Annotated in this window: 10 protein-coding genes; 2 read left to right on the top strand and 8 right to left on the bottom strand. The window is 60.5% G+C overall.

What is annotated here, in order from left to right; genetic code table 11:
- Positions 1-39 precede the first annotated feature (39 nt).
- The 4 genes from N687_RS0105380 to N687_RS0105395 form a co-directional block, all read right to left on the bottom strand.
- On the bottom strand, positions 40-690 hold the full coding sequence (locus tag N687_RS0105380; protein WP_029420882.1) for an efflux RND transporter periplasmic adaptor subunit: 651 nt from the start codon (positions 688-690) through the stop codon (positions 40-42).
- Positions 691-794: 104 nt separating this feature from the next.
- Positions 795-1634 (bottom strand): ABC transporter permease, encoded by an 840-nt coding sequence (locus tag N687_RS0105385; RefSeq protein ID WP_156040047.1) that lies wholly within the window; start codon positions 1632-1634, stop codon positions 795-797.
- On the bottom strand, positions 1631-2557 hold the full coding sequence (locus N687_RS0105390) for an ABC transporter ATP-binding protein (RefSeq protein ID WP_029420884.1): 927 nt from the start codon (positions 2555-2557) through the stop codon (positions 1631-1633). The genes N687_RS0105385 and N687_RS0105390 overlap by 4 nt, the downstream gene beginning before the upstream one ends.
- Positions 2554-4539, bottom strand: a complete 1986-nt coding sequence (locus N687_RS0105395) for a hypothetical protein (RefSeq protein ID WP_051662973.1) — start codon at positions 4537-4539, stop codon at positions 2554-2556. Before N687_RS0105395 ends, N687_RS0105390 begins: the two co-directional genes overlap by 4 nt.
- Before the next feature lie 225 nt (positions 4540-4764).
- On the opposite strand from N687_RS0105395, the gene N687_RS0105400 reads away from it, so the two are divergent.
- Positions 4765-5730, top strand: coding sequence for an EamA family transporter (locus tag N687_RS0105400; protein WP_197029210.1), 966 nt, complete (start codon positions 4765-4767; stop codon positions 5728-5730).
- 208 nt (positions 5731-5938) lie between these two features.
- Positions 5939-7414: an IS5 family transposase gene (locus N687_RS0105405; RefSeq protein WP_029420173.1), complete on the top strand. Its 1476-nt coding sequence runs from the start codon at positions 5939-5941 to the stop codon at positions 7412-7414.
- A gap of 15 nt (positions 7415-7429) precedes the next feature.
- Here N687_RS0105405 and N687_RS22000 read toward each other — a convergent pair whose 3' ends face one another.
- The 4 genes from N687_RS22000 to N687_RS0105425 all read right to left on the bottom strand — a co-directional run bounded on the left by N687_RS22000 (position 7430) and on the right by N687_RS0105425 (position 12429).
- Complete coding sequence (locus N687_RS22000; RefSeq protein WP_051662974.1) at positions 7430-8893, bottom strand: class I SAM-dependent methyltransferase; 1464 nt, start codon at positions 8891-8893, stop codon at positions 7430-7432.
- 258 nt (positions 8894-9151) lie between these two features.
- A complete protein-coding gene (locus N687_RS0105415; RefSeq protein ID WP_029420888.1) occupies positions 9152-10213 on the bottom strand; it encodes a phosphotransferase family protein in 1062 nt (353 codons plus the stop codon).
- Positions 10210-11010 carry an IclR family transcriptional regulator gene (locus N687_RS0105420; protein ID WP_029420889.1) on the bottom strand — a complete coding sequence of 267 codons (801 nt, stop codon included), beginning with the start codon at positions 11008-11010 and terminating at the stop codon, positions 10210-10212. Before N687_RS0105420 ends, N687_RS0105415 begins: the two co-directional genes overlap by 4 nt.
- 189 nt (positions 11011-11199) lie before the next feature.
- Positions 11200-12429 carry an ABC transporter substrate-binding protein gene (locus N687_RS0105425; RefSeq protein ID WP_051662975.1) on the bottom strand — a complete coding sequence of 410 codons (1230 nt, stop codon included), beginning with the start codon at positions 12427-12429 and terminating at the stop codon, positions 11200-11202.
- Positions 12430-12604 lie beyond the last annotated feature (175 nt).

Consider the following 12604-nt stretch of genomic DNA (forward strand, 5'->3'; position numbering starts at 1 on the left):
TACTCACCTCCGTCCTCCGCGCTGGCCACCGCTCATCCATCAGGTGCCGGAATTCCTGTGGATCCGTACGGTCGCGTTCATGCGCGGCACGATGTCTTTGCCCTGCTGCCCGGACAGCGAGATCTTCACCGGCACCCGCTGCACTTCCTTCGTGAAGGTGGTCGAGGTCGGGCTCGGGAACGGCGATTGCTCAGCGGCCGACTCCGCGCCGATGCTCTCTACCGTCCCGGAGAACGTGTCACCGGGATAGGCGTCGATGTAGATATCCACGGACTGGCCGACCTTCACGTTGCGCACATCAGACTCCTTGATGTTCGCGATCACATATTCGTGATCGAGATCCCCGATGGCGGCCAAAACCATGCCGGGCGCCACAACCTCGCCTTGGACGGCGGAGTTCTTCAGGATCACGCCGTCGATGGGCGCCGTGATGGCCACAGATTGCCCCGTCGGCAAGGTCTCCTGTCCCAGGGTGTCTCCTTGATGGACAGCCGCCCCCTCGTTGACGTTCCAGCGGGTCAACTTGCCCGCTGCGGTGCCCACCACGTAGCGCGTGTCCGCGGAGACATAGGCGTCTTCCTCACGGATGTAATTATTCTGGTTGTAAAAGTACAGGTACCCTCCGATCAACGCAGCTGCCACCACAATCAAGGCGATCACGTTGATGATCAGGATTTGCCGAGCGCGCATGTTCCGCCCCACTTCCCCGTTCATGCGGTTTGTTTATCGTGTTGATGTTTCACTCACAAAACGATTTTATTGTATTACGGGTCACGTGAAAAGGAAAGGGTACGTCACTGGTAATTCCGTTCGTCGGCCTCCGGGCGCAAGGGCAGGAATCGAAGCACCTGGGGCCGCAAGCGCCAGACGCTGGCTATCATTAGGACCACGCACAGCCCGCCGTACACCAGAGAGAACCACACCCAGGCGTGCGGAGGACCCGTGACAGCCGCCTCCAACAACGCCATCACCCAGAGCGGATTGAGGCTGAGCAGGAATGTCCCCCAACCGGCCAAGAACTGATCGAGGGGATAGCGCTGCGCCACCAGCTGCAGGCCGTAACCCACCACCCCGGTGAACACGAGCATCCACGCCACGGTCGCGTACGACAGCACGGTGCTCCATCCCGAGCGCAGCACGAGCGTCGACCAACACACGCTCAGCGCCGCGATCACCAGGATGGTGAACAGTTGGAACGCGAAAACCGCCACGACCTCCCCCGGGACCGCGCCACCGAACAGAAACACCAAGCTGTACAGCGGCAAAGTGACGACCAGCAGCAGGACCAACAACGCGGTGGACGAGAGGATCTTGCCGGCCAGGATGCCGAAGGGGGAGAGCGGCGTCGTCAACAGAACCGCCAGGGTCCTGCGCTCCCGTTCCCCGCTGATGGAACCGGCCGCAAACGCTGGCGTGAGAAACCCGGCAACCGTCATCTGCACCAAACTCAGGGTCAGAAACACCTGCTCGCTGCGTTGGGGCAACAGCAGCGTCAGCTGCCCCTGCACGTTTTCGTACAGCAGGAAAAAGGTGAAAAGCGCCATCCCGAATACGTACCCGAACACCACGATGGGTGCGCGCACGGTGCGCATGCGTTGGCGAAACTCCTTGAGCAAAAGGGGATTGCGGATCACGCCAGCCCCTCCTCCGTCAGCCGAAGAAACAAGGCCTCAATGTCGGTCGGCTGCTCGACGAACTGGGTGACCCCGATGCCAGCGCGCACCAGCCGCGCCAGAAGATCCGCCTGTTGCAGAACGGTTCCGGCATAGAGCACCTCCACCCCGCCGGCGGCAGGATGCACGTCCATCACCCGCGGATCCTCCCGCAGTACGGCCGACCACCGCGCAAAGTCCGCGTCGCCCTCGAGGCGGAGGCGGCGGTACGCGGACGTGTGGCTCCGCAGCACCTCCACCGACGCCACCGCGATCAGTTCTCCGTGGCGCATCATGCCGATTTCATCGGCCACCTCCGACAGTTCATGCAGGATGTGTGAACTGATGATCATGGTCTTGCCAAGCTCCCGCAGCCGCTTCAAAACTTGGCGCACCTCGATGCGCGATCGAGGGTCGAGGCCGGAGGTCGGTTCATCGAGGATCAACACCGGCGGGTCGTGCATCAGGCAGCGGGCGATCTCCAATCGCTGTTGCATACCGCGTGACAGGTGATTGACGTATGTGTCGCGCTGGTCCGAGAGTCCGACCCAATCCAAGTACTCGTGGCAGCGGGCCTCCGCAATCGTCCGCGGTACCCGGTAACACTCGGCATAAAACTGAAGGTATTCTGCGCAGCTGATGTCGTCGTACACGCCGAAGCTGTCAGGCATGTACCCGATGGAACGCCGGACGCCGGCGGGATCGCCCATGACCTCGAAACCGTTGACGTACGCCCGCCCGGAGGTAGGCGTAGTCAATGTCGCCAGGACCGACAAGGTGGTGGTCTTCCCGGCTCCATTCTCCCCTACCAAGCCGAACACGGTGCCACGGCGGATGAACAGGTTGAGGTCCCGGACGGCCAGATGCCTGCCGTACCGCTTGCACAAGTTTTCGGTCTGAATCAAATCGGCGTCACCTCCGCCGCAGGGTACACCACCACATCCGCCAGCTGGCGCACCAGCATCAGGGTCTGGTCGGACACCACGCGCTGTGCGGTCCGAAGCGGCGGCAACGCGGGCAACTGCGGACCGTCCGCGGCCGTCACGGTGGCCACCACCAACGCCTGATCCACACTGTTGGAGAGGTGCAACAACCCCGCCGTCGAAGCATAATTGACCAAGGTCCGTCCGATGCCTCGCGACAGATCGCGATTGTACGCCGCATACGCGGACAGATACCCGCCATCGCCGTTCGGCGGTATCACCGTGCTCGGCAGGTAGGCGGTTTGGCCCGGCTTCAGGTCTCCCACTGGGTACAGGCGTCCGTTCCAACACACCGCCACCCCGTGCAGGTCGTAGGGAGTGCCGTTGTGTACGCTGCCGGACAGGTTCCCTTGGGACGCCGTCAGGGCGAGCACCAGTTGTCCCTGGTCACGGACCATGCCGGCGGTGTACAGATAGCGAACCCCCCACCGTCCGATGTTCTGCATGTCGGACACCGCCCGCTGCCCGTAGTCAACCACCGCATCTCCAATCTGCCGGACGTTCTGCTCGGCCAGCGGCATCGCCAGCATCGGCTGTGTCGTAACGAGCCGGGCGGAGGTCACTTGCGGTGACATGAAGGCCCGGATACCGTACGCGTGGCCATCGCCGTCGCCCGCGAGATCGAGCACCCCCACGCCTTCCGTGAGCACGCCGGCAGGGCGCTGGGAGGCGCCCACCCCGTATATGGCGACGGTGGTGATCACACTGATGGCAGGAAGAATCAACCATGCCCAGGGTTCGCGTTTGCGCCGCCGCAAGGCGACGAACACCACCGGGCCGATGCACAGCGTGTACAGAGCGAACACCAGCGCCCAGAAGCCGAGCGATGGAATCCGCAACGGCGACAGGGACGTGCTGGCAGAAGCCAGAGACAGCGCTTGGCTTGGGTTGAAGAAATTTGGAAACGCGCGACCATGGGCGTTGGCACGCCCGAGGATGGTTGTCCACAGCGCCGCGTTGCCAGACCAAGTGGCCAGCCCTGGCTGCAGCGGGGAGAACGACGTCTGCACGAGGATGCCGCGGCCCACGGCACGGGCCGCGACCAGCGGCACCGCGGGCGTCCCCGCCCAGATCTCCGCACCCTCCCGGAGCGCTGCGCGGGCTCCGGTCACTCCAGCCGGCGGACTCACGGCGTCTCCGAGCAGGGCGGCCAATTCCGCACCGTCCAGCGGTGCGGCAGGTCCGGGCGCAAGCGGCAACCAACTGTCCCACCGGGTTCCCGCGTGGCCCGCTCCAGTCACCATCAACACGCCGCCCAGCTTCACCCAGTTGGCCAAAGTGTTCGCCTCATCCTCCGTCAGCCGGGCCAAGACGTCCGGCGTGGCGACGACGGCAGTCAATCCGCTCATCAAGTCCGGTCCCGCTGGCAGCGTTCCGGGGCGCACGGACAACGGCAACACAGGGTTCCCGCCCGGCCCGTCGGTGGCCCCGGTGAGAAACTGGGCCGCCTGCGGCTGCGCAGAGAGTGCGGTCACCAGTGTGACCTGGCCGAGGGGCGTGCCCGTCAACTTGGCAGCCGCAATGGCTTGTCCGTTCACAAAACACTCGACCACCGCGCCGTCGCTCACCGCCTCGCCGGGCACTGCGATCAACTTGTCCACGCTGGCGGCCGCAGGGAGACGCACGTCCCACTGCAACACCCCGTCCGCCAGGCGCTGGGACCCGATGGGAAAATGGACGTCCACCCGCAGCTGCGCCTGGACAGCTTGCCCCCGGTTGTGCAGGGTCAGGCGCACCGGAACCCAATCGTCTCGCTTGTAATACCCTCCAAATCCCACGACCGTCGACATGGACACGGCCGGCTGGGCGGCCGCCTCGCCGGACGGGAAGAGGACGATGGTGAGCAGCGTCCACACGCACACCATCGCACACAGCAAGAGCCGATGCCGCTCGACGGAGGCCACCCCCTTCTGTCATGCCCGCAGGTACATGGTCACCAAACCGATTGTACCGCGGGTGCCCCAGCTTGGCCACCGCATCCCGGAAAAGGGCGGACCTTCGAGAGCGGGTCTGGGAGTGCCTCCTCCTCGACAGCAGTTCGGCATGAGTATAATCTTTGCTTGTGCATACCTTCCGCAGCTTTACTGTGCAGCGTCACGACAGCTACAGACAAAGGGAGACGAATCTGATTGAACGATCAAGCGCTACTCAAGTCGATGCTCAATCCAGGCATCATCCACTTATTCATCCTCTACGTCGTGTGGGGCAGCACGTATCTCGCCATGCGAGTCGCGGTCAGCGGAACCCACGGTTTTGCTCCATTCACGATGGGAGCACTGCGCGTCCTCATGGCAGGCATCATTCTTCTCATATGGGCCGCCGTCAGGCGTCATCCTGTGCGGCTCACCAGACGCGATGCATGGGTGCTGGCTATCACCGCTGCCTGCCTGTGGCTGGGTGGGAACGGGCTGGTGTTGTGGGCAGAGCAATACGCTGACTCGGGGTACGCCGCTCTCATGGTAGGCACCGTCCCGCTGTGGACGGCACTCTTGGAGAGCATCCTCGATCGCAAATTGCCGACACCGATTCTGGTCGCCTCGCTGCTCGCTGGCTTCGCAGGCATCGCCCTGCTCAACGCGTCGGCCCTGGCCCATGGCGATGAGAGCCGGTGGTACGCGAGTCTCGTCCTGATCGTCGCACCCGTCAGCTGGGCAATCGGAACCATCGTGCAAAAGCGGCATCCGCTATCCATTTCCTCGCCGCTGGTCGTGTCTGGCTACCAGCAATTGTTCGCAGGGCTGGGCTTTGCGGCAGTCGCTGCGCTCCTTGGCGAACCGTGGGGCACTCCATCGCACCAGGCGTGGATGGCCCTCGCCTACCTAATCATCTTCGGATCCGTACTGGCTTTCACGTCGTTCGGCGTCGCGCTGCGGCTCCTGCCGGCGAGCGTCGTGCTGACCTACGCGTATGTCAATCCCGTCATTGCGCTGTTCCTCGGTTGGGCTTTGCTCGGAGAGCCCATCGGAATCTGGAACCTGACGGGAGCGGCGCTCATCCTGCTCAGCGTGGCGGGCGTGTTTCGCGCGAACCGGAAGGCTTCGACTCCCCGGCAGAGTGCGCCGCCGCACGAAGAAAGCGCCCCGACAGCCACTTGATGCGTGGTTTGTCGAACAAACGCCTACGGCATCACTCGAGTTGACAGAACAATTGTCTCTGTCAAATTTTACAACATGAACCTATTTAGGGTCTGCTGAACGGTTGATAAGCCCAGTAGCAACAAGGATTACTGGCCTTTCGTGACGAAATCTCATGCGCGGATTTTCGCTGAAATTCGTCAAAATCCTTGCACCTGAGGGGCTGCCAGTGTATCGACCGACCGAACGACAGATGCTGCTTCCAGATGACTTCTTCCTGCCGTTTGGCGGGAAGTTGAACAAGGAAAACCGCTGGGTGAAGCTCGCCCAGATGATTCCGTGGTGGAAAGTCGAAGAGCACTACGGAGAGCGCTTTAAGTCCTGGACGAAGGGACAACAAGCGTACTCCGTACGTGTAGCACTTGGTGCACTCATCATCCAGGAACGTCTGGGTCTGAGCGACCGCGAAACGGTCTGCCAGATCACGGAGAACCCGTATCTGCAATACTTCATCGGGCTGCCTCGTTTTCAGGAAGAGCCACCGTTTCATCCGTCGTTGATGACGCATTTTCGGAAGCGGCTGGGTCCAGACGTGTTGAGTCAGGTCAATGAATGGATCGTGATGGAGCAGGCCGAGCGCGATGATGATGCGGATGACCGAGATGATGCAGGTCCAGGGCATCCGGGTGTGAATGCCGCTTCCAAGCCCAGGACAAAGGCGCAGACAACCGCGAACCAAGGTAAGCTCCTGCTGGATGCCACATGCGCGCCGGCGGACATCTCCTACCCGACCGACCTGTCCCTTCTGAACGAGGCCCGTGAGAAATTGGAGAAGATGATTGACGTTCTGCATGCGGTACGTGAGCGTGGCAAGCGCAAGCCGCGCACCTATCGGGAGAAGGCGCGTAGAGCGTACCTGGCAGTGGCAAAGCAGCGTCGCGTGAGCCCGCGCACACTGCGCAAGGCGATCGGAAAGCAGCTGCGGTTCGTCGCACGGGACCTGCGCATCATCGGTAAATTGAAGGAGGAAGTCGGGCTGGGAGCCCTGAGCGCTCGGCAGTATCGTCAGCTGTTGGTCATCCAGGAACTGTATCGTCAACAGGAAGAGATGTACCGTAGGAAGACCCGACGCATTGAGGACCGAATCGTCAGCATTTCACAACCCCATGTGCGACCCATTGTTCGTGGCAAGGTGCGCGCCAACGTGGAGTTTGGTGCGAAGGTGGCAATCAGTGTGGTGAACGGGTACGCAAGGCTGGAGCGGCTGGACTGGGACAGCTTTCACGAAGGCAATACCCTGCAGGCGGCAGTGGAGGCCTACCGGGAGCGGTATGGCCATTATCCGGAAGCTGTGCTGGCCGACAGGGCCTACCGGAGTCGGGAGAATCTGCGTTACTGCAAAGAGCATGGCATTCGCCTGAGTGGACCTCCGCTGGGTCGGCCTTCGAAGACGGCGCGGGCAGAACAGGCACGGATTGAGAGACAGGACGCAGCGGAACGAAACGAAATCGAAGGGAAGTTCGGCGAAGGCAAGCGTCTGTACGGTCTGGGTCTGATTCGGGCGCGTCTGCGGGCAACGAGCGAGACGGTTATCGCGCTGCAACTGCTAGTGATGAACTTGGAGCGGCGACTCCGCCTTCTTCTGTACCTTGTTCTTACGTGGCTCCAACAGGCCCTAACTTCACCTGCGCTGGCGAACTCGTGAACCGTTCAGCAGACCCTATTTAGTCTTGACAATAGCGCGGATCATCTGCCCAGGATGTTCCTCTATCAACTCTTCCGGCGGATATTTCCGGCAAACTTCCTCGCCCCGTCGAATGAGTTCGTTGATCAAGTCCTGCCGGGCGCGCCAAGGAAGCGTGTCTGTATGCTGTTCAAACATGCCACTAATATCGACTATCATTTCCACAATTGTACGAGGCGAAGTATATTGTGAAATCCCGTATATCTCTTCGATTTCAAGATGATCAAAGTACGGCTGCATGGCTTTCGGCACTGTGTCAGGACCAGGCAAAGCGTCAGCATGAGAAGATTTAAACTCAAACTTTAGGAGGGGTTCAAACCATTCCAAAAAGAATTTTCTTTGCCCCGGGAAGTGAAGTGGGTAAAACGTAGAAAATGTCCCCCCAGGCTTCAATACCCTCGCGATTTCCCTCACGGATTCCGTAATGTCGGTAAGATGCAAGAATGCGCTCCCGATGACACAATCAAAGCTCTTGTCCGGGAACGGGAGGCGTTCTGCTTTTGCATGGATCACTTCAACCCAGTGCGCACCGTATTGATCACGCTTTCTCTTCATTGACGCTAACATACTCATTGAAGGATCCGTGGCAACTAAACGTCCATTCGGGCCAATGACTTCGTACAGGCCAGCACCGAACGTTAGCGCACCATTTCCGCATCCCAATTCTAATACTGTCATTCCGGGTCGTATTTCACTGAATTCAATCAGCCTCGTTCGGAGTGCGGGTGCATTTGTAAACACAATCTTCATGATAGACTCAACATCATCCAAAGTATTAAATTTATTGAGTCGAATAAGCCGGAACCGGAATTTAAGAAAGCCAGATTCTGTGAACACCTGAGTTATGTCGTGCAGAATTTCCTTCCCATAAGCGGTTAGCTGTACAACCCCTCGGCTGTCAATCTCAATCATCCCTGTAGCACTCGCCAACTGTAGTTCGCTCTGCAGCGTGTGGACGCCCCACGGGCGATGGAATTGCCCTTTAAGAAAATCGTCAGAATGCATTGACCCGTAGTATTGTAGCGCCTGGAGGTCTTCATAAATGATTGTATATAGGTAAAACGTGACAAACTGCTTTAGCCCCACCTTTTCAATAAAGTCCTCAGTGAGCCGTGTCGCGACGCTCACCATCTCTTCACCGACCCTCAACGTACCCAATTCAATATGGCTCAAATAGACCGCCGTACCGGACACAGCTTCCCTGCACGCCTCCGCTGTCATGTCCACGGTAATCGGGAAACTGCGTGCAAAATCAATCGTCCAATCCGGTCGCCAGTGTAGAGCGGCGTATCGTGCAGCCCAAGTCCTGATCTCGTCGAACAAATCCATCGAGATCCGGTATTGCCCTTGTCCCCATGTTAACCACGGCGCAATGACAATACCATTTTGTATCATTTTGTTCCCTGTTTCCACCAATGTGTCTAAATCAACACTGTTCAAGGTAAGCACCCCCATCTATGTTTACGAATTTCTTCAATAAGGGTACAATTCCTGCATCGTAGACGTGTTACAAGATTTCCGCTTGCAACAGGCAATCTCAATCCTGCGCTTGCGTACGCTCGGTGGAACATCTCCCCTCTGGTTACACGAAAAAGGGCGGATGTACGTGTACAGTCCGCCGTGCTCAATTCGTCACCTGTTGTTACGACGATCTGAATCGTCGGTACGTTTAGCAATGGAGGTTACGCCTGACAGGGGTCAGTCGATATAGGATAATGCGTGTTGAATCAGCACACGGACGCGCTCGCCGAACGTCGCGAACCGCTCGTCCCGCGTCTGTCCGCGGACCCACCGAACGTAGATCTGCTGCAGGATCACCGCCAACTTGAAGTAGGCGAACACCTGGTAGTATTCGATCCCGCCGACATCGCGCCCGCTCAATTCGGCGTACCGCTCGATCAGACGCGCCCGGGTGTAAAACCCCGGATACCGCGTCACCGTCGGGAGAATGCGCTGAAGCAGCTCGGGATCATCGGGTTGAGTCCAGTAGCTCAAGGTGACGCCGAGATCGAACAGCGGATCGCCGACGGTCGCCATCTCCCAGTCCACAATCGCAACGATGCGCGTAGGATTGTCCTGGTCCAGGATCAAATTGTTCAACTTATAGTCGTTGTGGATCACCGTCGCCTGAGGCGATGGGGGCACATGATCCGCGAGCCATCCCGTGAGGCGGTCGACCCCGGGGATGTCGTCGGTCTTGGCCCGGTGATAGCGGTCGATCCAACCTTTCACCTGCCGCTCCAAAAACCCTTCCGGATGCCCAAAGGCCATCAAGCCGGACGCCTCGGCATCGACCGCGTGAAGCCGCACCAACGCCTGAACAAACGACTCTGAGATCTGGGCCCGGGTGTCCATGCTCACCGCGCCCCCTTCCGGAAACTCCGCGTCCAACACGATACCGGGCCGGTACTCCATGACGTAGAACGGGCCGCCGATAACCGCCGGATCGTCGCAGAACGCCAACGGGCGGGGTGCCAAGGGGAAAACCGGGTGAAGGTGCGCGAGAAAGGACGATTCCCGTTTCATATCGTGCGCCTTCGGCGGCAGCGGCCCCAACGGCGGGCGCCGCAACACGGCCACCCGCTCGCCGCTCTGAATCAGATAGGTCAGATTGGACGCCCCGGTCGGGAATTGCACCACCTCCAGCGGGCCGTCCTCCCAACCGCTGACGTGATCCGCCAGGTATCGCTGCACTGCCCCCACGTCGAACCCTTCTCCCGGTCGAACGGGGATGGTGCCCTTGACTTCCCGCACGTTCATGGTTCCAATTCGCCGTCCTTTCGCTCCATGCTGATCGGATAACCGCTCCATTCCGACAGGCGGGCAGCGCTGGCGCGCAACTGCGAAATCGCGCACTGTTCGCGCTCCTCGTTCAATTGGCTGGTCACGGCCAAACAGGCCATGACCAACTCCACCTGGCCTGCGCGGTTGAAAATCGGAACGGCCACAGCGGAGATGCCAGGCGTCAGTTCAGCATGCGTCACCGCGTAACCCTTGCGGCGGACTTCGCGCAGGCTCTCCTCAAACCGCTCCGGGTCCACGATGGTATTCGGCGTAAACGCCTTCAACCCTCCCGCCGTCCATCGCCGCCACTCGGATTCCTCGTCGTACGCCAAGAAACATTTGCCGAACGCACCGCCGGTGATGGGAAACTGTTGGCCGACGGAAACCGTGATGCGGACGCGCACGTCAGGCGGCTCCGCCGATGCGATATAGATGAGGCGATCGTCGCGCAAGCGCTGCACGAGAACGGACGTCAAGCCCGTCTTCTCCGCAACCACGCGCAACTCGGCCATGGCACTGGCGATCCGCTGGTTCAGTTCGGCGGCCCGGTTCCCCAGCGGGATCAGGTACGGCCCCAGGCTGTAACGCTTGGTCTCCGCATTGAAACGGACGAAATCTTCGCGCTCCAGCGTCCTCAGCACGCGCAAGCAGGTGGTCTTGCTCACCGAAAGCCGCTCTGCGATCTCCGTCAGCGTGCAATCGCGGTATTTGTACCGGCTGAGCAATTTTAAGATCCGCGCCGCGAGCGCGACGGACGGCACCTCATAGGCCACCAGGCATCCTCACTCCTCTGGTCAGGTCACGCACCCGGACGGCAGGCGGACCCGCCCGGTACATCGGCAGGCCCGCCCTCCACGCTGGGAGCCCCGACGCCCTGAGCCCGGCAGTCCCGCCCAGTTCCTTCGTCGGGTCGGTATCGCTACGCTACCATGCTTACCATACTTTTTCCCCTGCCGCTATCCTCAACCGTCCAGGGATGGGATGTCGAGGGTGTTGTACTGCCCGTGATCGACGTAGGCCGCCACCACCGGTCCCTGCAGGTGTCCCGCGGAGGAAATGCCGCTCAATCCATAGGGCTGTTTCTGGGCAGGAACGGCCTTGACCGCGTCCGGCATCTTCGCCATGATGGCCTTGACGTCCGTCGTCGTGCCGGCCAGTTTGATGGCTTCCGCGAAGGCCCACATGGCCTGATAGTTCAAGGCATTCTCCGAATTGGGCACCTTGTCCTGGCCGTACGCTTGCTTAAACGCCTGGATGAACTGGGACGTACCGGGGCCAGGGTACTTCTCCAGCGGCATCACGCCCACCGCGCCGTTCAACATATCCTGCGTGACGATCCCGCTCATGCTCTCGAACTTGGCCTGGTCCATCACCACGAATCCGCCCTTGAACCCCTGGTCACGGGCGGCCTTGATGACGAGTGCCGTGGGCTGGGATGGACCGCCGACGAACAGGACGTCCGGATGCTCCGAGAGGGCCTTGCTGACGACGCTGGAAAAGTCTGTGGTGGTATTGTAATCCACGCCGTTGTTGGTCAGTACGGTGCCGCCCAACTTTTGCCACGTCTCGGAGAAACCTTTCGCCCATTCCTTTCCATAGGCCGTCGTGGTAGGAATGAGGCCGAGCCGCTTGCCGAACTTCTCCATCTCTGTCTTCGCGAACGGTTCGAAGTAGGCGTCATAGCGGGGCGGAATCATCACCGTCAGGCCGTTTTTCTGCTGCAGGATGGCCGGCTCGCTGCTGTACGCCGCGAGGATGAACTGCGGCTGTTCTTTCGCGTTGAAGCCTTGGATGGCCAGGATCCCGCCGCTGTGCGGACAGAACACGATGGGCGCGTGATCCTGCTGCGCCAACCGTTTGGCGTTGGTCGCCGCCTCATTGGGCAGGTACTTGTCATCCAGGGCATCCACCTTGAACGTCACCTTCTTCCCGCCCACGGTGATCTCCCCCGAGGCGTTGATCTCGTTCACCGCCAGCGTGATGCCGTTGAGGACGTCTTTTCCATAGAAGGCGGCGCCGCCGCTCAGCGGTCCGGTGAACCCGATGTTGACCTCCACCGACCCGCCTCCACCGCTCCCGCCCGTCCCCGTGCCGCCAGACGCCGTCGACGCCGTGTTGCCGCACGCCGACAGTCCGAACGGAACCAGGCTCAGCACCAAGAATACCGCCGTCTGCTTCACCCACCGTTTCATCTGGAATCCCCCTCTTCTCCTCATGATTGAATTTTCAATCACCAGAAAACCCGATCCGTCCGCAGCCTCGGAAACGCCTTTCGAACGCGCTCACCCCCCTTCCCGGCTCGGGGCGCCTGGAGGCCCGGGGACGTCTTTCATCCAGCGTGGCGAGCCTCCCGATCCCATCAACCGA

The sequence above is a fragment of the Alicyclobacillus macrosporangiidus CPP55 genome, from assembly GCF_000702485.1.
In the GTDB taxonomy this organism is placed as follows: domain Bacteria; phylum Bacillota; class Bacilli; order Alicyclobacillales; family Alicyclobacillaceae; genus Alicyclobacillus_H; species Alicyclobacillus_H macrosporangiidus_B.